Annotated in this window: 17 protein-coding genes, 11 tRNA genes and 2 rRNA genes; 28 read left to right on the forward strand and 2 right to left on the reverse strand. The window is 49.4% G+C overall.

Going from position 1 to position 19,578, the window contains the following annotated elements; translation table 11 throughout:
• The 21 genes from PAEVO_RS00080 to yajC all read left to right on the forward strand — a co-directional run.
• A 23S ribosomal RNA gene (locus PAEVO_RS00080) occupies positions 1 to 127 on the forward strand; the annotation flags it as partial.
• Between the two features lie 213 nt (positions 128 to 340).
• Positions 341 to 457: ribosomal RNA gene (gene rrf / locus PAEVO_RS00085) — 5S ribosomal RNA — on the forward strand.
• 10 nt (positions 458 to 467) lie between these two features.
• Positions 468 to 543, forward strand: a tRNA-Asn gene (locus tag PAEVO_RS00090).
• Between the two features lie 5 nt (positions 544 to 548).
• Positions 549 to 640 (forward strand) — tRNA-Ser (locus PAEVO_RS00095).
• A 17-nt stretch (positions 641 to 657) separates the two neighbouring features.
• A tRNA-Glu gene (locus tag PAEVO_RS00100) sits at positions 658 to 732 on the forward strand.
• 17 nt (positions 733 to 749) lie between these two features.
• A tRNA-Val gene (locus PAEVO_RS00105) sits at positions 750 to 825 on the forward strand.
• An 86-nt stretch (positions 826 to 911) separates the two neighbouring features.
• Positions 912 to 988: transfer RNA gene (locus tag PAEVO_RS00110), tRNA-Met, on the forward strand.
• 30 nt (positions 989 to 1,018) lie between these two features.
• Positions 1,019 to 1,095 (forward strand) — tRNA-Asp (locus PAEVO_RS00115).
• 132 nt (positions 1,096 to 1,227) lie between these two features.
• Positions 1,228 to 1,303, forward strand: a tRNA-Lys gene (locus PAEVO_RS00120).
• A gap of 40 nt (positions 1,304 to 1,343) precedes the next feature.
• A tRNA-Gly gene (locus tag PAEVO_RS00125) sits at positions 1,344 to 1,418 on the forward strand.
• Positions 1,419 to 1,422: 4 nt separating this feature from the next.
• Positions 1,423 to 1,499, forward strand: a tRNA-Arg gene (locus PAEVO_RS00130).
• A 40-nt stretch (positions 1,500 to 1,539) separates the two neighbouring features.
• Positions 1,540 to 1,619 (forward strand) — tRNA-Leu (locus PAEVO_RS00135).
• An 8-nt stretch (positions 1,620 to 1,627) separates the two neighbouring features.
• Positions 1,628 to 1,701: transfer RNA gene (locus tag PAEVO_RS00140), tRNA-Pro, on the forward strand.
• 147 nt (positions 1,702 to 1,848) lie between these two features.
• Positions 1,849 to 2,562 (forward strand): BofC C-terminal domain-containing protein, encoded by a 714-nt coding sequence (locus PAEVO_RS00145; protein WP_100535748.1) that lies wholly within the window; start codon positions 1,849 to 1,851, stop codon positions 2,560 to 2,562.
• Between the two features lie 213 nt (positions 2,563 to 2,775).
• Positions 2,776 to 3,279, forward strand: coding sequence for a crossover junction endodeoxyribonuclease RuvC (gene ruvC, locus PAEVO_RS00150; protein WP_100535749.1), 504 nt, complete (start codon positions 2,776 to 2,778; stop codon positions 3,277 to 3,279).
• On the forward strand, positions 3,276 to 3,893 hold the full coding sequence (ruvA, locus tag PAEVO_RS00155; protein WP_100535750.1) for a Holliday junction branch migration protein RuvA: 618 nt from the start codon (positions 3,276 to 3,278) through the stop codon (positions 3,891 to 3,893). The genes ruvC and ruvA overlap by 4 nt, the downstream gene beginning before the upstream one ends.
• Positions 3,894 to 3,923: 30 nt before the next feature.
• Complete coding sequence (gene ruvB / locus PAEVO_RS00160; protein WP_071222748.1) at positions 3,924 to 4,931, forward strand: Holliday junction branch migration DNA helicase RuvB; 1,008 nt, start codon at positions 3,924 to 3,926, stop codon at positions 4,929 to 4,931.
• Between the two features lie 57 nt (positions 4,932 to 4,988).
• Positions 4,989 to 7,079, forward strand: coding sequence for a SpoIID/LytB domain-containing protein (locus PAEVO_RS00165; RefSeq protein ID WP_100535751.1), 2,091 nt, complete (start codon positions 4,989 to 4,991; stop codon positions 7,077 to 7,079).
• Positions 7,080 to 7,084: 5 nt separating this feature from the next.
• On the forward strand, positions 7,085 to 8,116 hold the full coding sequence (gene queA, locus PAEVO_RS00170; protein ID WP_100535752.1) for a tRNA preQ1(34) S-adenosylmethionine ribosyltransferase-isomerase QueA: 1,032 nt from the start codon (positions 7,085 to 7,087) through the stop codon (positions 8,114 to 8,116).
• A gap of 20 nt (positions 8,117 to 8,136) precedes the next feature.
• Positions 8,137 to 9,276 (forward strand): tRNA guanosine(34) transglycosylase Tgt, encoded by a 1,140-nt coding sequence (tgt, locus tag PAEVO_RS00175; RefSeq protein ID WP_100535753.1) that lies wholly within the window; start codon positions 8,137 to 8,139, stop codon positions 9,274 to 9,276.
• Between the two features lie 47 nt (positions 9,277 to 9,323).
• Complete coding sequence (yajC, locus tag PAEVO_RS00180) at positions 9,324 to 9,641, forward strand: preprotein translocase subunit YajC (RefSeq protein ID WP_100535754.1); 318 nt, start codon at positions 9,324 to 9,326, stop codon at positions 9,639 to 9,641.
• Between the two features lie 115 nt (positions 9,642 to 9,756).
• Here yajC and PAEVO_RS00185 read toward each other — a convergent pair whose 3' ends face one another.
• Positions 9,757 to 10,146, reverse strand: a complete 390-nt coding sequence (locus PAEVO_RS00185) for a TIGR04086 family membrane protein (RefSeq protein ID WP_100535755.1) — start codon at positions 10,144 to 10,146, stop codon at positions 9,757 to 9,759.
• 192 nt (positions 10,147 to 10,338) lie between these two features.
• On the opposite strand from PAEVO_RS00185, the gene PAEVO_RS00190 reads away from it, so the two are divergent.
• The gene (locus PAEVO_RS00190; protein WP_100535756.1) at positions 10,339 to 11,118 is read left to right on the forward strand and encodes a YetF domain-containing protein; all 780 of its coding nucleotides are present in this window, start codon (positions 10,339 to 10,341) and stop codon (positions 11,116 to 11,118) included.
• Here the strand turns inward: PAEVO_RS00190 and spoVB are convergent.
• Positions 11,115 to 12,716: a stage V sporulation protein B gene (spoVB, locus tag PAEVO_RS00195; RefSeq protein WP_100535757.1), complete on the reverse strand. Its 1,602-nt coding sequence runs from the start codon at positions 12,714 to 12,716 to the stop codon at positions 11,115 to 11,117. The two genes, PAEVO_RS00190 and spoVB, sit on opposite strands and share 4 nt — an antisense overlap.
• Positions 12,717 to 12,904: 188 nt before the next feature.
• On the opposite strand from spoVB, the gene PAEVO_RS00200 reads away from it, so the two are divergent.
• The 6 genes from PAEVO_RS00200 to PAEVO_RS00225 all read left to right on the forward strand — a co-directional run bounded on the left by PAEVO_RS00200 (position 12,905) and on the right by PAEVO_RS00225 (position 19,558).
• On the forward strand, positions 12,905 to 13,162 hold the full coding sequence (locus tag PAEVO_RS00200) for a post-transcriptional regulator (RefSeq protein ID WP_006208841.1): 258 nt from the start codon (positions 12,905 to 12,907) through the stop codon (positions 13,160 to 13,162).
• A gap of 131 nt (positions 13,163 to 13,293) precedes the next feature.
• Positions 13,294 to 14,544, forward strand: a complete 1,251-nt coding sequence (gene secD / locus PAEVO_RS00205; RefSeq protein ID WP_100535758.1) for a protein translocase subunit SecD — start codon at positions 13,294 to 13,296, stop codon at positions 14,542 to 14,544.
• Positions 14,534 to 15,451, forward strand: coding sequence for a protein translocase subunit SecF (gene secF / locus PAEVO_RS00210; RefSeq protein WP_100535759.1), 918 nt, complete (start codon positions 14,534 to 14,536; stop codon positions 15,449 to 15,451). The genes secD and secF overlap by 11 nt, the downstream gene beginning before the upstream one ends.
• Positions 15,452 to 15,589: 138 nt before the next feature.
• The gene (locus PAEVO_RS00215; RefSeq protein WP_100535760.1) at positions 15,590 to 16,555 is read left to right on the forward strand and encodes a cation diffusion facilitator family transporter; all 966 of its coding nucleotides are present in this window, start codon (positions 15,590 to 15,592) and stop codon (positions 16,553 to 16,555) included.
• Between the two features lie 61 nt (positions 16,556 to 16,616).
• Positions 16,617 to 19,016 carry a single-stranded-DNA-specific exonuclease RecJ gene (gene recJ / locus PAEVO_RS00220; protein ID WP_100535761.1) on the forward strand — a complete coding sequence of 800 codons (2,400 nt, stop codon included), beginning with the start codon at positions 16,617 to 16,619 and terminating at the stop codon, positions 19,014 to 19,016.
• A 26-nt stretch (positions 19,017 to 19,042) separates the two neighbouring features.
• Positions 19,043 to 19,558: an adenine phosphoribosyltransferase gene (locus PAEVO_RS00225; RefSeq protein WP_100535762.1), complete on the forward strand. Its 516-nt coding sequence runs from the start codon at positions 19,043 to 19,045 to the stop codon at positions 19,556 to 19,558.
• The last annotated feature ends 20 nt before the right edge of the window (positions 19,559 to 19,578 follow it).

The following is a 19,578-nucleotide window of genomic DNA, read 5'->3' on the forward strand; positions in this document are numbered from 1 at the left end:
AGCCCCCCTCAAGATGAGATTTCCCAACTAGTAAGACCCCTTGAAGACGACGAGGTAGATAGGTTGGAGGTGGAAGTGCAGCAATGCATGGAGCTGACCAATACTAATCGGTCGAGGGCTTATCCAAAACACCCCAAAAAGTGAAGCGAAGCTTTGAAGCAACGCGGAATACTTTCCGGGGATCCCGATAATACATTGGGGAAATGCTACGGATTCTAAAACACGCAAATTTCGTTTCGTATCTAGTTTTCAGGTGATCAAAACTGATTTGTAAGTGTACAAGCTATACTTGCAAGGAGGATGATCACGGCATTTGGCGATGCCGGATCCTGAATATACGTTTGGTGGCGATAGCGGAAGGGTTCCACGCGTACCCATACCGAACACGACCGTTAAGCCTTCCAGCGCCGATGGTACTTGGACCGAAGGGTCCCGGGAGAGTAGGACGTCGCCAAGCGAATACATATTCCCTGATAGCTCAGTTGGTAGAGCACTCGACTGTTAATCGAGTTGTCACAGGTTCGAGTCCTGTTCGGGGAGCCACTTATGGAGAGGTGTCCGAGTTGGCCGAAGGAGCACGATTGGAAATCGTGTAGGCGCCATAAGCGTCTCGAGGGTTCGAATCCCTCTCTCTCCGCCAGCAAGGACTTCATATATGGCCCGTTGGTCAAGGGGTTAAGACACCTCCCTTTCACGGAGGTAACAGGGGTTCGAATCCCCTACGGGTCACCACTAACATTATTCCAGACGGAGGCTTAGCTCAGCTGGGAGAGCATCTGCCTTACAAGCAGAGGGTCGGGGGTTCGATCCCCTCAGCCTCCACCATAATTATCCCCAAAAAGTGAAGCTCATGCTTCGCAGGTAATTCCGATTGCTTTTCGGGGAACTCATACAGGAAATTTTTATAATGACGCGGGGTGGAGCAGTTCGGTAGCTCGTCGGGCTCATAACCCGAAGGTCGTAGGTTCAAATCCTGCCCCCGCAACCAATTTATATCGCGGTAGCGATAATGCCTCATGGAACTGTGGTGTAGAGGCCTAACATGCCTGCCTGTCACGCAGGAGATCGCGGGTTCGAATCCCGTCAGTTCCGCCATTCTTATAAGCTTCAGGGATGAGAATCCATTACGGGTTCGTCGAAGCATCATCTTCGTTAGTCTAGACTTCGCAGTCTCGACCGAAGAGAGAGTATCCCGTCAGTTCCGCCATTCTTTACTCTTAGTAATAAGAGCCATTAGCTCAGTTGGTAGAGCACCTGACTTTTAATCAGGGTGTCGAAGGTTCGAGTCCTTCATGGCTCACCATCTTTACCAAGAGAACTTGAGACGGAATACATATTTCATTGCGGACGTGGCTCAGCGGTAGAGCATCGCCTTGCCAAGGCGAGGGTCGCGGGTTCGATTCCCGTCGTCCGCTCCATTTTGCGCCCTTAGCTCAGCTGGATAGAGCGTTTGACTACGAATCAAAAGGTCGGGAGTTCGAATCTCTCAGGGCGTGCCATTTTTCAATCAATTACTTACTCATTATGAAATTTCATTGTGCCGGTGTGGCGGAATTGGCAGACGCGCGCGACTCAAAATCGTGAGGGAAACCGTGGGGGTTCGAGTCCCTTCACCGGCATTAATTAACGGGATGTAGCTCAGCTTGGTAGAGCACCTGGTTTGGGACCAGGGGGTCGCATGTTCAAATCGTGTCATCCCGATTCGAATCGAAAGACTGCTTTCAGTGTAACTGAAGGCGGTCTTTCTTTGTTATGGTTTGAAAATGATGCTAATGGCAAAAGCGGAACTGAATAATTTGGCAGCTTCCCGGTCACAATATGAAAAACATTGAATAGAAGGGGATAACCTTGAGTGTTTTTCATTTCTTTAAGAAGCTGTTCAGAAAACGCTGGAGACGCTGGAGACGCGCGATTTGGTCCTGTGCGATCATTTTGATCGCAGGTATCATGATATGGTCCGGCCAGAATATAAAGGATCAGATGAAAAGGCTGCTCACTGCAGCATCCAACGAAACACCGCTGGCCGTAGAAACGATGCATTACTTGCAGATCGAGGATGAAAAGCAGGAAGAACGCAGACAGGATCAGAGGGAATTCATGCAGAAGCTGAATACCTCGAAGGGAAAGAAGCATGTTCATGTTCGCATCACTTATGTATGTGGCATCGAAGAGCAGGATATGGGAAAGCTTACGGCGGACGGTATTTATGAACTGATGAATAAAAATCCTTTATGGCAGGGACGATTGGATAACAAAGGCGAAGTCTGGCTGGAGCACGCCGTATCCGACCTTTCACCGACCTGTAAGAGGCAAGCCTATATGAGCATCGATTCCAACGGAAATTTAACGTTGTTTGATGGCCCGCCGGAGGAAGAGAAAGTGATGCGGACCTTCTTTCAGCTGGATGTCGGTTCGATGGAGTCCTCTTTGCCTAAAGATGTGATTCAACAGCTTGAAGAAGGTATTCGCATTCAAGATATGGAAGAGTATAACAGTGTTCTGTCAACTTTTAGCGACTATGCACGGGATATGGCTGAGAATGTCATGAGCCCGACCCCTTAGATCGTCCCATACTTGTCGCTTCGTGACCGAAGATGCTGCTGCCCGGAAATTGTCCGGGCAGTTTTTTTGCGTTCTACGGGTATGTCAGGGGTCTCAATATAGAGGATACGCAACTGGTGCTTAAAGGATCAAAGTTTTTCCTCAACAGAGGTCGATCTTTTGTTATAATGGGAGAACGATACATATGTTCGCTTCATCAGAGGAGAGATTGGTTTGCGTATTTTAGGGATCGACCCCGGGATCGCGATTGTAGGTTTCGGGTTTGTAGATAAGGTTGGAAGTAAAGTCACGCCTGTACAGTATGGCTGCATCCAGACGGAAGCCCATACACCGGATGAAGAGAGGCTGCAACACGTGTACGAAGGCATGCTGCAGCTCATTGATAAATATGAGCCTGAGGCCGTTGCTTTCGAGAAATTGTTTTTTAACCGCAACGTAACCACGGCGATGTCCGTATCCCAGGCCAGAGGGGTTCTCATCCTGGCTGCGGTCCAGCGCGGGCTCCCGATTGCAGAATATACGCCGATGCAGGTGAAGCAGGCGATTGTCGGCTATGGCAAGGCCGAGAAGAAACAGGTACAGGAGATGGTCAGGATGTTCCTGAAGCTGCAGAGCATTCCCAAACCGGACGATGTGGCGGATGCATTGGCTGTTGCGATTTGTCACGCTCATTCCTATACACTGAATTCCAAGTTAAATGAGGTATTGCGAAAATGATCGATTTTTTACGGGGACAGGTTGTCCACTTAGAGAGTGAATATATTGTATTGGATGTTCAAGGGGTAGGATATCGGGTGTTCTGCCCGAATCCGTATGCCTTTGCCAAAACTGAAGGAACCATCACGGTGTTTACCCATCATCATGTTCGGGAGGATGCCATCCTGTTGTTTGGATTTCCGACACGGGAGGAACAGAAGCTGTTCCGTAAACTGATCGAAGTCTCAGGAATCGGTCCGCGTGTGGCGCTCGGCATATTGGGCGGCGGATCTCCGGATCATGTAGTTTCCGCGATCTACCAGGAGAATGTATCCTTCTTAATCAAACTTCCCGGAATCGGTAAGAAAACGGCGCAGCGCATGATTCTGGACCTTAAGGACAAGCTTGAGGGATTCGGAAATGCAAGCATGATGACCGGTCTTTTTGCCATGCAGGAGCCTGAACCGGAAGCAGATGGCTCGGCGTGGTCTGAGGCACGTGAGGGATTGAAGGCTCTTGGTTATACGGATAGCGAGCTGGACAAGGTTTGGCTCAAGATTAAGGATTCTGCCGCAAGCGGTGAATCCGTCGATGTGCTGATGAAACGGGCACTGCAGCAGCTATACGCCGGTTAGAGGATCGCTGCAGGAGAGGAGTTTATTTAGATGGACGATCGAATTATTTCCGCCAATCTGATGATGGACGAACAGGCTGTCGAGCTTAGTCTGCGTCCACGCTATTTGGCTGAATATATAGGACAGAATCAAGTTAAGGAAAATCTCAAGGTATACATCGAAGCGGCAAAAATGCGAAACGAAGCGCTTGACCACGTGTTGTTGTACGGTCCTCCGGGACTTGGCAAAACGACGCTGGCGAATATTATCGCCAATGAGCTTGGCGTTAATCTCCGTACGACGTCCGGTCCGGCAATCGAGCGTCCGGGGGATCTGGCTGCGCTTCTCACCAATTTGCAGGAAGGAGATGTCCTGTTTATTGATGAGATCCATCGGCTGCACCGGACGGTAGAGGAAGTGATGTATCCAGCGATGGAGGATTTTGCGCTGGATATTATGATCGGGAAAGGGCCAAGCGCACGTTCGGTTCGTCTGGATCTGCCGCCGTTTACCTTAATTGGCGCCACTACCCGGGCTGGATTGCTCTCTGCGCCGCTAAGGGATCGTTTTGGTGTGGTAAGCCGCCTGGAGTTCTATACGGTCGACGAGCTGAGTTACATCGTGTCACGCAATGCCGATCTTTTGGGGATCGAGATCTTGGGAGAAGCAGCGGAAGAGATTGCCCTGAGATCGCGCGGGACGCCCCGCATTGCCAACCGCCTCTTGAAACGGGTGCGTGATTATGCCCAGGTTCGAGGAGATGGCATGATAACGCCAAGCATCGCTCAGGAAGCGCTGAAGATGCTGCAGATCGATCCGATGGGCCTGGACTTTATCGATCATAAAATGTTGAACGCCATGATCAAAAGCTTCCGCGGGGGACCTGTAGGCCTGGATACCATCGCGGCAACCATCGGAGAAGAAAGTCAAACCATTGAAGATGTATATGAACCGTATCTCCTGCAGATCGGTTTCTTGCAGCGTACACCCCGGGGACGGGTTGTGACGCCTACAGCTTATCAACATTTAGGTATTCCTTTCCCTGAGGATCGCCGTTAGATTATAGAATCATTACATTCATACCCAATCCTAATAGCTACAGGAGGAAAGACGTAAATGGATAGGAACTGGACGAAATCATTATTCGGTTGGACCACCAAGGGACTATTGTCACTGGCTGTTGCCGGGACCTTATGGAGCGCGCCTGCGGTACATGCGGCCGCTCCTTCATTAGACACGATTCGAGTTGCGATGTTTTTGGATTTGGGCAGTCAGTATAAATCGACAACCAATGCCGTTACGCTAAAATCCGCTGAGGCTCTGACGGCATCGCTGCTTGCATCCGGTGCTCAGCAGACTTTGATGAACATCCCTGCAAACCAGCAGGTCCGAATGAGTGTGGATACATACCGCGTCAAGGTGCTTGAGACCGCGGATTGGAAAACGGCTTCCGAAGCAGCGAAAAAACTGCAGGCGACGAATGACAAACCGATGCTGTTTGCGGACGGCAGTGTATACAAACTATATGCCGGTATGTACGGTACAGAGAAAGCGGCCGTGGAAGCGGCTGCGCGAACTGCGAAAACGGCGGCCGCTTATCTGAATGGTCAAAAGCCTTCCGTTAAAGGAGGACTGCATCTGTCTGCAGGATCATACGGATCGGAGGCCGAGGCGGAGTCTGTGCGTAAGACGTATGCAGATGCCGGTATGGATGCTTTCAATGTTGTGGTACCGAACGGAGGTGCATCCGCTTATGAGGTGTGGGTAGGCGAGGCTGCCAACACAGCCGATCTGACTGCAATCAAACTGGAAGCTGCTGCAATATCCGGTTCCCTCGTTGAACAGAATGGCACCACCCCGGGTCTGATTATGAGACGAGATGTAAGCCTGAACCTGGCGACTCCTCAAGAGTCACAGCATTATATGTTGTCGGGCGGTCAGTCCGTTCTGCGGGTGGAGGGGAGTTCAGGAGCCGGGACGAATGTGAAGGAACGATCGGATCGTTCGTATCGAGGCGCTTTGGAGATCGGACAAAAGAACGGTCAATTGTATCTTGTCAATGAACTGCCGTTCCAGCAGTACCTGTATTCCGTCGTTGGAGCCGAGGTGCCGTCTACTTGGGGGGCTGAAGCTCTGAAAGCCCAGGCTGTGGCAGCGCGCAGCTATGCGCTATTCCAAGGAAATAAGTTCGAAGTAGCTCATGTCGTGGACACAACGCTAAGCCAGGCCTATTACGGAACAGCCTATGAGTATCCGAGCATTATTCAGGCAGTGGATGCAACCGACGGCGAAGTGGTCATGAAGGACGGCAAAATCGTGGAAACCGTGTTTTCTTCCAATAGCGGAGGAATGACGGCAGACTCCACCGAGGTGTGGGGTAACCGTAACGATCTGTTTGCCGCGGTGGAAAGCCCTGGAGATTCCTCATCTCAAGCAGCGCTTAAATCCTGGTATCATGTACTTCTTCCGAGTGGCATTACAGGTTATGTACGTGAGGACAATGTGAAGGAAACCGGCAGCAAAACATCGGCAGGACTCCTGTATATGACCGTTACCGCCAAGGATACAAACGTACGTCCACTGCCATTGATCCAATCCAACGTTGAGCCTGTAGGCAAGATGAATCCGGGAGAAACAGCCGTCGTCCTTGAGAAAGTGGCGGAATCCAATAGCTATGACTGGGTTCGCGGTCCCTATACTTCGGATCAACTGCTGGCCTCTCTAAAAGGGAAAACCTCCAACAGTTTGCCTGCTTCCATTACTTCGCTGGATGTAACGGAGCGAGGCCCGTCTGGACGTGCCCTTACGGTGAAAGCCAACGGTCAAGTGCTGGACGTAAAATATCCGGATATGTTCCGCTCGGCTTTTAACGGTCTGCCAAGCACATTGTTTGATATTGAATCGACCGGAAGTTATACTGTATTGAGCGCGAATGGTGCGGTATCCACGGTTTCAAGCGGCCAAACGGTATCCGTCATCTCAGGGAGCGGTAACGGTAATGTCAAAGGTTCCGGTACCGTTGTGATGAATGGAACGGGAAAAGCCCGTGTGATTGAGAGCTCTTCCGGCTTTAAATTTACCGGTAAAGGCTTTGGTCACGGACTGGGCATGTCCCAATGGGGTGCCAAGGGAATGGCAGATGAAGGGTATGATTATAAGCAGATACTCCAACACTATTACCGCAACACGACTATTACGAAGGACTGACCGATATGAATGTGGATTTGTATGATTTTGAATTACCCGAACATTTAATTGCGCAGACACCGCTGCTGGATCGAAGTTCTTCCAGGCTTCTCACGCTTAACAAAGAGAGCGGACACATAAGCCACCAGACGTTTGCGGACATCATAGACAGCCTGAATCCGGGAGATACGCTCGTATTAAACGATACGAAGGTTATACCGGCCCGATTGTTTGGTGTAAAGGAAGACACCGGTGCGAAAGCAGAGGTCCTTCTGCTGAAAAATAGGGGACAAGACCGGTGGGAAGCACTTGTAAAACCCGGCAAGAAGCTGAAAAAAGGAAACATAATTTCCTTCGGTGACGGGAAATTAAAAGCTGTGATTGAGGAAGAAGGCGAGATGGGAGCTCGCACCTTATCCTTCTCGTATAAAGGGATTTTCCAAGAAATCCTGGATGAACTGGGGCAAATGCCACTCCCGCCATATATTAAGGAAAAGTTGGATGACCGTGATCGTTATCAGACGGTATACGCGAAGCATGAAGGGTCCGCAGCCGCCCCGACGGCGGGCCTGCACTTCACGGAAGCTCTCCTAGAACAGATCCGGGCCAAGGGAGTGGACATCGCCTTCATCACCCTGCACGTGGGATTGGGGACATTTCGTCCGATGTCCGTGGAACAGGTTGAGGATCATGTCATGCATGAAGAGTACTATTCCCTTTCCCAGGAAACCGCTGAGCTGCTGAATGAAACGAAGCGGCGCGGCGGCCGGGTTATCGCTGTAGGGACTACCTCTTGCAGAACGCTGGAGACGGTTGGATCGGAGCTGAACGGCGAGCCTCTGCGCGAGAGCAGCGGCTGGACAAGCATTTTCATATATCCCGGATATGCTTTTACCGTCGTGGATGCGCTGATTACGAATTTCCATCTGCCGAAATCCACGCTGGTTATGCTGGTCAGTGCGCTGGCCGGTCGCGAACACATTATGAAAGCGTACAAGGAAGCGGTTGATAAGGAATACCGATTCTTCAGCTTTGGCGACGCGATGTTTATCTATTAATTCGGAGGTTGGTTATCACAATGGCAGCAGCTGTTACTTATGAACATATTAAAACGTGTAAACAATCGGGCGCCAGGCTCGGCAGAGTGCACACTCCGCATGGCGTGATCGATACGCCGACATTCATGCCTGTGGGAACATTGGCAACCGTAAAAACCATGAGCCCGGAAGAGTTAAAAGCCATGGATGCCCATATTATTTTGAGCAACACCTATCACCTGTTCCTGCGTCCGGGACATGATATTGTGAAGGAAGCAGGCGGACTGCACAAATTCATGAACTGGGACCGGCCGATTTTGACCGATAGCGGCGGCTTCCAGGTATTCAGCTTGGCAGAAATGAGAAAAATATCGGAAGAAGGCGTACATTTCCGTTCCCACTTGAACGGAGATAAACTGTTTATTTCCCCGGAAGTTGCGATGGAGATTCAGAACGCGCTCGGATCTGATATTATGATGGCTTTTGATGAATGCCCGCCTTATCCTGCAGAGTATGAATACGTCAAACAATCCACCGAGCGGACCTCTCGCTGGGCTGAACGCTGCCTGAAGAGTCATGCCAGACCGGAAGACCAAGCGCTATTCGCCATCGTTCAGGGAGGCATGCATGAGGATCTGCGCCGTCAGAGCGCCCGTGATTTGACTTCCATGGATTTCCCGGGTTATGCTATTGGTGGACTTAGTGTGGGAGAATCGAAGCAGCTTATGTACGAAGTGCTGGATTACACGGTGCCCCTGCTGCCGAACAATAAACCTCGCTATTTGATGGGAGTCGGATCACCTGATGCGTTGATTGAGGGCTCGATTCGTGGTGTGGATATGTTCGATTGCGTGCTTCCGACGCGGATCGCTCGCAACGGGACAACGATGACAAGTCAAGGCCGTCTTGTCGTTCGAAATGCTCAATATGCCAGGGATTACGGACCGCTGGATCCGGAATGTGACTGCTACACTTGCCGTAACTACTCGCGTGCTTATCTGCGTCATCTGATTAAAAGTGATGAAACGTTTGGATTAAGATTGACGACGTATCATAACCTGCATTTCCTGCTCAATTTGATGCGTAACGTGCGTCAGAGTATTATGGAAGACCGTCTGCTTGATTTCCGCGATGAGTTTTTTGATAAGTACGGCCTTCATGATAATGAAAAAGGGTTCTAAAGCAAGTTCATGGCCATCATGATAAGTTGGTGAAAGGGGGGAAAGATATGTTTGGAACTTCATTTGATTTAGCAGCTGGTGCAGGTCAAGGCGGAGGCGGCATTTTAGGTTTGATTTTGCCGTTCGTTCTGATGTTTGTCATCTTTTATTTTCTGCTTATTCGTCCACAGCAGAAGAAACAGAAGACCAGGAACGCAATGCTTAGCGCCTTGTCAAAGGGCGATAAAGTGGTAACCATTGGAGGCCTTCACGGCACAATCGTGGAGATTACCGACGACATCGTGGTTTTGAAAGTGAACGATGTAACGAAGTTGACGTTCGATCGTAACTCTATCAGCCATAGTGTGAATGCGGATGCATCATGACGTTTCACCTACATATGGAATGTAATCGTCAAAACAAAGGCCGATTCCTTTTAGGAATCAGCCTTTGTTTTTTTTACATGATGTGAGATGCTCTGATGAGCATTAGAGCCTAAAATTATTTTTTTAAGTTGACCCCGAACATTCCCCCGATGGCGCCCCCAGCAAAAACCGTGGCAATCAACGTCAAATCTCCGAGAGATAAGGAACTATCCAAGGCAAGAAAGCCAATGACGAGCAGCGTAATGCCGTATATCAGCCCTGTCAGGCAGCCGTAATACCAACCTCTGTTTCCTGCACGCTTACCGCTGACACAACCACCGATAAAGGCTGCGATAGCATGTACGAGAAATGTGTAGAACGATAAATCATCTTCGGCCAGCCCGCTGCCCCATAGAAGCAGGGATAACGCCAACGCGCCAAGAAACATCCAGAAAAAAGAATACAATAATCCTGAAAGAATCGGATTGGTGATCCTGAAAGTGAATACTCGCCGGATCGGTTCCATGAATCATCCCCCTTAACTAATCTTGATCATTAAATTGTATGGCCAAGCCTGTACATATAGTACAAACTGAACATTTTGCTGCCGGTTTTGCATGATTTCCATTAATTAATCCGTTGTAATCGAATGGGAAAAGCTATAGCAGGTCAGAATAGCTGTACATGAGAATGTTCGACAAGCTAGGAGGGATTGTTTATGTCTCATATGACTATTCTGATTCTGCGGACCATTCTGATGTACGTGGTCATCTTTGTTACCATGAGAATCATGGGTAAACGGGAAATCGGAAAGCTGTCCATCTTCGATTTGGTCATATCCGTTATGATTGCAGAAATCGCCGTTTTTGTTCTTGAAGATGTCCATAAGCCGATTTGGGAGGGACTCGCTCCTATCGCCGTTTTGGTTGCCATACAGGTAGGTCTTGCTTACATCGGACTAAAAAATCGAAGTATACGGCTGTTTGCCGACGGAAAGCCAAGTGTATTGGTGTCCAGGGGCAGGCTGCACCGCAAAGAGATGGCAAGGCTTCGCTATAATCTGGATGATCTGATGCAGCAGCTCAGGGGCAAAGATATTGACAGTCTGGCGGATGTGGAATTTGCGATACTTGAAACATCTGGTCAGCTCACCGTGATTCCAAAAGATACGGGCAACAGCTCCAACAGCAGTTCGAATAGCTCTTCACGTTCTTCCAACACCTCAACTGCCAACAATTCTTCATCCACTTCATTCCAATCCGAAAATAACCCTACAGTCGTAGATATTCCTTACGATAAAATTACGTATGAAGGCCTGCCCATTCCGCTTATATTGGATGGAAAGGTGCAGGACGAGAATCTTGAGTTGATCCAAAAAACGCGGTTCTGGCTTAAGAACGAGATACAGAATTACGGTGCTAAGGATTTTAAAGATATTTTTCTATGCTCCATTGACCATAAAGGCCGGATTTACATTGATCGTAAAGACAGGATCTAACGGCGGCTGAATTTATTGAACCAGGGACCGATGACAGGCACACGCTCCAGATCCCGCGGCGTGACCAGCTTGGTCATAAAAATCATGATGAAATAGATCAGAATACCAACGGCGATGGAGGTCCAAAATTGCAGCCATGGCGCGGTCGAAAACGGAAGATGTTTGTACCCATAGAGGACGCAGGCACCCATAATGATCATAACGGCCCCGATTTTGACATAATCCAGCAGACGGAATCGAAAGCCGATCAGTCTCGATAGACTGAAACCGTGGAGTAATGTAACTGCAATGCTGTTTACGATAATGGCAATGACGGCCCCTTTTATGCCAAAGGCGGGATTGGATGCCAAATACACGATGAGGCTCATTTTGATGATCGCCCCGAATAACGTATTGAGCAGTGCCCGGCCCGGACGGTCCAGTGCTTGCAAAGCAGCTTGAAGCGGGGACTGCACATACAGGAACAAGGCAAACGGCGCCATGATTTTGAGCATATCGCTAATCTCCGCGTTGTCGTACAGGAGCAGGCATAATGGCTCAGCCAGAACAAACATAATGATGGCAAACGGAGCTCCGGAGACCAGAGCTAACCGAAGGGATTGATTCATACGTTTGTGGATCGTAGACCGATCATTACGGGCGGCTGCTTCCGAGAGTGAAGGTACCAGAGAGATGGCCAAAGAAACCGTCAATGCACCGGGCAGCAGCAGGAGGGGGATGATCATCCCTTGCAGTGCACCGTACTGGGCTGTGGCTACGGATGTCGCTATACCTGCCATGGCGAGACTGCGATTGGTCAGAATCGTCTCCAGCAGGTAGGAGAAGGAACCTACCATCTTGCCTCCCGTTACCGGCAATGCAATGCCGAGTAAACGTTTCAGGATGCCTTGATTCGATGGAGAGTCTTCTTTTGTTTTTTTTTCAGAAATGGGTTCTTGGGATTTGGGTAAAAGTTTGTTCGTTCGTCTTCCCTCGCCGGAATATTGCAGCAGCAGCGCGATCATGCCAATCAGTTCTCCTACGGCTGTTCCGAGCATGGCACCCGCCGCCCCATAAGCGATGCCTTTGGGCATCAGGAGATGCGCAAACCACAGCATGCAAATAATTCGGACAATCGTCTCGATCACGGAGGAGCTCGCGGAGGGAATCATGTTCTGTTTACCTTGGAAATATCCGCGGTAGACCGACGAAACGGCAATGATAATCATCATGGGTGTCATGCTGATAAAGGTTTGGTATACACGCTCGTCCGGCAAAAGCACGCCGGTTACCCAAGGGGCAAGGAGCAGACTGAGTCCCATAAAGAGGGTGCCTGCTGTAAGCGTCAGCATCAGGCTGACATGCAGAATTTGTTTGGAAGCATCCCTCTTCCCGGCACCTTCTGCTTCGGCAACCATTTTGGCGATGGCAAGCGGAATTCCTCCGGTAATGATCGTCACGAGCACGATAAAGAAGGGGTAGCCCAGTTGGTAAATTCCGACACCCTCGGGTCCAATGATCCGGGGGAGGGCGATCCGGGGGATAAAACCGAGTAGGCGGTTTAATATGCCGGCTGCAAGTAAAATCAGCGTTCCTTTAATAAATGATTGCTTGTTCACTGTCCATCCCACTCCCTGGTTAAGACTGAATACGGTGACACGACATGGCTATTCTTATGGATATGCCCTACCTGTCCCATCTGATGACTTTACTTTTTTTTCAGGACATGGTAGGAATAGAAGGAAAGCAATGTATCATGTCGAATGTAACTTAGGGACAACAGGGAGTCAGTGAGGAGGCCATATGCATGGAACTCGAGCAAATGAGCGAGGAAGAATTGATGAGCACCATTGAGATGGTATGCTTGAGCAAGGTTGAGGAAATGCATTTGATTGGGTACGAGTATGTGACGAGCGACGATATTTGGAACTGTGTCAGCAGCAAATATGAAAAGGAAGGCGTTCCCTCCCTCCACAAACTGGTCAATGACATTCTGTCCTTGAAGGCGACAGCGTTAATGAACTATATGACAATATCAGCATATAAGGGATCTTCTTTCGATTAATCGAAGAGGTCCCTTTTGCCTTGCGGATATAAGGGTTCATTCATAAGCCCGACAAATTATGATAAATTGACTGGGTTTTATGACATCGCTATAATAGGAATATTGAGTAAAAAGGGGGAACAAAGGACGGCATGAAGAGAATTATCAGTTTCGTCGGAACCGTACTCGTGATCACTGTTTTAATGGCCGTTACAACTCCAGGCTTGCTGAAAGACGTCCGTCTAGGTTTGGATCTTAAGGGTGGATTCGAAATCCTTTATGAAGCAGAGCCTTTGATGGAAGGGCAGCAAGTCACAAAAGAAGCACTGCAGGAAACCGCAAAGAGCTTGCAAAAGCGTGCGGATGCAATGGGAACATCAGAGCCTGAGGTTACGCCCGAAGGGACGAACCGAATTCGCTTAAAGGTGGCAGGCGTAACGGATGAGGCGGAAGTTCGAAAAACAATGAAAGAACCTGCGAACCTCACATTCCGAAGCAATGACGGCTGTAAAGAAGGCGAGGAGTTCTGTAAAATTGAGCTCCGCGGCGACGATTTCGTCGAGAACGGCGCATCGGTTGCCTATGACCAGCTTAATCAGCCTATGATAGATATTAAAGTGAAGGACAAAGGGAAGTTTGCTGAAATTACAGAACGTCTTCTCGGTCAAGAGCTGGCTATCTTCATGGACGACCAATTGCTGTCAGCTCCGACGGTACGGGCCGTATTAACCGACGGTACCGCACAAATTACGGGGAATTATTCGCTGGATGAAGCGAAGCAGATCCGGGATACGATTAATCTCGGTGCTCTGCCGCTGAAACTGGTTGAGAAGTACTCTCAGAGCGTAGGAGCTACGCTCGGTATGCAGTCTCTTACGAAAACGGTACAAGCAGGTCTTATCGCATCGGTTGCGATTCTGCTGTTCATGATTATTAGATATCGCGTACCGGGTTTGTTGGCAAGCTTTGCACTTATTTTGCATACATGGCTTCTCATTCTTATTTTCGTATGGGCTGACTTTACGCTGACGCTTCCAGGTATTGCGGCATTTATATTAGGTATTGGTATGGCGGTTGATGCTAATATCATCACCTATGAGCGCATTCGGGAAGAGATCAGAACGGGCAAGAGTGTTCCATCAGCTGTGAAAGCAGGCGGTAAGTCATCCCTGCGAGCGATTATGGACTCCAACTTGACAACGATACTCGTTGCCGCTGTTATGTTCGGATTTGGTACCGGCGCGGTTAAAGGTTTTGCGCTTGTATTGATTCTGGAGATCATCGTGAGTATTGCCACGAACGTTTATTTCTCCCGTTTCTTGCTCAATCTGCTTGTGAATATTGGTTGGGCCCGCAAACCGAGCCATTATGGCGTAAAGGAGCGTGACATTCGTGAGCTTTAAGAACTTTGATTTCGTAGGCAAAAGCAGATTTTTCTATATCCTATCCATTGCAATTACGATTCTGGGCTTGGTATTCCTCTTGACTCGTGGTCTTAACTACGGAGTTGATTTCCAATCCGGCTCGAACGTAGACATCTCACTCTCCAAGCCCTTGACTACGGAGCAGATTAATACCGTATTAAAAGAGGCTGGAATTGGTGAAGATGCGAGCGTTACTCCCGGTAATGACCGCGTCAATATTCGATTCAGCGAGGTGCTGACCGAGGATCAGGATCTGAAGCTCCGTTCCGGCATTGAGAAGCTGGATAATAAGGCAACCTTCGAGATCAATACGGTTGACCCCGAGATGGCCAATGAGCTTGGACGGAACGCCATTTATGCCGTGCTGCTCTCCTGTATCGGGATTATTATCTATGTCAGCATCCGCTTTGAATGGCGATTTGCGATTGCAGCGATCGTAGCGCTGCTGCATGATGCATTTGTTGTCATCAGTATCTTCTCCATCCTTGGATTAGAGGTGGATCTAACATTCATTATCGCCGTTCTGACCATTATCGGTTATTCAATAAACGATACGATCGTTATCTTTGACCGGATCAGAGAGAACTTGAGATTTGCCAAGATTAAGAGAGTCTCGGATCTTAAGGATCTGGTTAACAAAAGTTTGTCCCAGACGATTGGACGTTCGATCTATACGGCATTGTCTGTATTCATCGCTGCTTTCTTCATGCTCCTGCTTGGCGGCGAGTCGATACAGATGTTCTCGCTGGCCATCTGTATCGGGTTGGCATTCGGCGCGTACTCTTCGATCTTTATCGCAAGTCCGTTGTGGCTTATCCTTAAAGGGCGCAATGCCGGCAATAAACCAAATTCACCGAAGCCAAGCAAAGATAAGATTGAAATCTAATTCAGCCGCTGTTGGCGTAGCAGTCTAGATAGCAGAGGATCCTATACAAGTGGAAAGCCGCGTCGCAGGCGACGCGGCTTTCTAAAGTTAACAGTACGATTAGCACAGGATCGATAGTGACATTGAGGGGGGCCTCAAGTGAGCAATGAACGTTTGAATCATACGGAGACTGTCCTTTGGACAGGCATTGTAACGGATTTTGCATTGGCCTTGTGCAAAGGGATCGTCGGTTATTTATCCGGCAGCAAGGCTCTAATCGGAGATGCTCTACATTCTGCGGCGAATGCCGTAACTTTATTGGTGGACCGTTTGCCAAGCCTGGGTATATTCGGAAGTAAAAGCTCCATTCGGGACAAACGGAATGTTTCGGACACGACGGAGCCCGTGATCTCGATTCTATTTGCCGTTTTATTGATCATGGGCGGTATTCAAATTGCGGTATCCGCGATTCAGACCATGGCATCAGGCGACTTGGAGCCGCCAACCAAATCGGCACTGCTTGCGGTCTTCATCTCACTCGCGGTGAATGAAGCGGTGTTTCAGTACCAATGCCGGCAGATAAAAAGGAACAATGACCCCCGGTACGAGTTGCTGTCCGCTGATCATCGATTTGCCCTGTACTCTTCGCTTACGGTATTGATCGGCGTGTCACTAGCGATGGGTGGCTCCTACTTTGAATGGACTCCCCTGCTCTACATGGATTCGGTTGCGGCTCTGATTGTGGCTTGTCTCGTGGTCCGCAAAGGGTATATACTAATCGTTCATTCCGTCTATGGAACGCTCGTGGAAGAGAAGCGGCATGAGCACGAAGCCGAATTCATGGATACGATTCAGCGAGTGCATGGCGTGATCACGATCGAGGAACTGAAGGTACAAGAATACGGACAGATCCGTCATGTGAACATTGAAGTGAAAGTTACCGTGAATCCGCGGACGTCCGTATTGGAGGCTCAAGAAATTGCCGAGCGAATCCGGAAGCTGTTAACTCATCGTTTTATTCAGGTTACGGATGCCAAGGTTCACGTTGTACCCTATGAACCGGGTTATCCATATAAATCGAACTATGACTTGATGGATAACGATATGCCGACACTTCCGCAGTAGCGTCTGGAGCTAATAGGTATAAGACAGCAGGAAAAAGGCAGGAAAAGGAAGGTGAGTCCCTGTGCTGTATTCCAAATATGAATGGAGAATACGCTCGGCAGAGTCATCGATCACCGATAGGCTGGCCCAGGATCTGTCGCTGCCACCCATGGTGGCTTCCCTCATGGCGTCACGGGGGATACAATCAGCCGAGGATGGACGGAGATTTCTATATGGAACGTTTGAGCTGACGCATGACCCTTATCTTATGCAGGGGATGCAGGAGGCTGTACCGCGTATTCGTAAAGCGCTGGAGGATCGGGAGCATATTCTAATCTATGGCGATTATGATGCAGACGGGGTTTCCAGCACGTCATTGATGATTCATCTGATGCGTCACTTGGGCGCATCTTATGATATTTATATACCTCACCGATCCAATGAAGGTTATGGCTTACATAATCACGCGCTGGATTGGGCCCATCAGCAAGGGGTCAGTCTGGTCATTACCGTCGATACCGGGATTAGCGCAGTCGAGCAAATTGCGTATGCGAACAGCCTTGGCATCGACGTGATTGTTACGGACCATCATGAGCCGCCTGAAGTGCTGCCAGAAGCTTACGCGCTGATCAACCCGAAAATCCCTACATGCCCTTATCCCTTTAAGGGGCTGGCAGGCGTAGGCGTGGCTTATAAGCTGGCACAGGCTCTCGTTGGAGAACCGCCGGAGGAATGGTTACAGATTGTTTCAATCGGGACCATTGCTGACTTGATGCCGCTCACGGGGGAGAATCGGGTGCTTGTGAAGCATGGGATTGAATCGATGCGGAATACGAGGTATGAAGGCATTCGATGCCTGCTTGAGGTGTCAGGGATCCATGTGGAGCAGGTGACAGCCGTTAATGTGGCATTCTCCATGGCACCCCGGATTAACGCCAGTGGCCGTCTGGATCATGCAGGACGTGCCGTAACGCTGCTTACAACAGAACACCGGGAAGAGGCGGAGCGGCTTGCCTGGGAATTGGATGGGCTGAACAAGGATCGGCAGCAAGTGGTCGAAAACATCGTCCAGGAAGCGCTTGGCATGGTTCAAAACCGTTGGAGAGGACAGGAGGTTCCTCCTGTCATCGTATTGGCGGGTGAAGGCTGGAACGTTGGCGTGGTTGGCATCGTGGCTTCCAAAATACTGGAGCGATTCTACAGGCCTGTCGTTATCCTCGGGATTGATCCCGAGACGGGGAACTGTAAAGGTTCCGCCCGATCGATTCCTGGATTCGATATTTATGCGGCTCTGCACTCCTGCAAGGACGTCATGGACCATTTTGGCGGTCATCCATCTGCAGCGGGCATGAGCCTCCATCGGGATCGCTTGGAGGAATTTGAACAGGGACTTCATCGATATGCGGAAGAAGCACTCGAAGAAGAACATTTAATTGCAACCTGTGAAGCGGACCTGGAGGCCAGCTTGTCGGATGTATCGGTGCCCGTTATTGAACAGATCGAACAGTTAGGTCCATTTGGTATGGCCAATGCCGTACCGAAGATCGTCTTTCGGGATGTTGTCATCAAGGACGTCCGCAAAATTGGCAAAGAGGGGAAACATTTGAAGCTTCGTTTGCAGCAGAAGCGGGAGGTTATCGATGCAATCTCATTCGGCTGGGGACATCTTGCCGATATTTTGCCGGTGGGATCGGTTGTGGATGTGCTTGGCGAGCTTTCCGTGAATGAATGGAACGGGAGCCGTAAAGTACAGCTTATGATTCAGGATATCTGCGCACCTTATCAACAGGTGTTTGATTACCGCGGGATCAAAGAACCGTTACAGGAAATTCAGCGGTGGAGAGCCGAGCTGGAGCCGCATCTGCGTTGCCCGGCAATCCGTTCGGCAGTGGTGTACGCAAAAGATTCACATCCGGAAATAAAAAGTCAATTGTATGATATGTGCCTTTGGGTATATGATAGGAATGCTGGCATCATGCCGGAAAATGATATTGCTGAGAGCAGTCAAGAAGATATTTCCGTTTTGTTTGTACTGGATGTACCGGAAACGGCTGAACAACTGGATGCATTCATGTCAGCCTTCCATTCCGTTCCCAATATATTCATGCTGCATCCGACCCGGAACCAGCGTGATCGGCTGCAAATTCCGGACCGCGAACAGTTTAAAAAGCTGTATGTTTTACTTGCCGGAATGACGTCCGCTCCCATGTCGGAGAATGAGGTTGTAACACGTCTGCAGAAGCAGACGTCCTTGTCCACACGCATGCTGCTGAAAGTACTGGATGTGTTTGAGGAATTGGCGTTCATCCAGCGCGTCCAGGGACAGATAACCTTCATACAGAAGCCGGAGAAAAAACCGCTGGACGCTTCCCGTCACTTCCGTGAACTAAGCGATTTGGCGGATATGGAGCAGCATCTGCTGCATGCTGGTACGGAACAATTAACCCAATGGATGATGTCCCGCACAAAAGGCGTATCTTAACCGCAACTATACAGGAGGAGATTATTTTGGATTTTAAAGATTATATTCGTGTCGTTCCCGATTTTCCGCAGGCGGGGATCAGCTTCAAAGATATTACTACACTGCTGAAGAATGGTGAGGTGTATCGCAAAGCCATCGAAGAATTGAAGGTCTTGGTATCCGATCTCAAAATTGATGTGATAGCTGGTCCCGAAGCCCGTGGATTTGTCGTGGGTGCTCCGCTGGCTTATGCGCTTGGAGTAGGATTCGCGCCCATTCGCAAAAGCGGAAAGCTTCCCTACGAAACGATCGAAGTGGGATATGACCTCGAATATGGTAAAGATCGCTTGGCGATGCATACCGATGCGATCGAGAAGGGGCAAAATGTATTGATAGCGGATGATCTTCTTGCAACAGGCGGTACGATTGCGACTTCGGTTAACCTCATCCGTCAATTGGGCGGAAACGTCGTTGGAGCTGCATTCATGATCGAGCTGGCTGATCTCAATGGCCGTTCGAAGCTGGATGGAATCGATGTATTTACATTGATGCAATACGAGTAAACGACAAAATGCTTCCCGAT

This window comes from Paenibacillus sp. GM2FR (assembly GCF_002803325.1).
In the GTDB taxonomy this organism is placed as follows: domain Bacteria; phylum Bacillota; class Bacilli; order Paenibacillales; family Paenibacillaceae; genus Paenibacillus_AQ; species Paenibacillus_AQ lautus.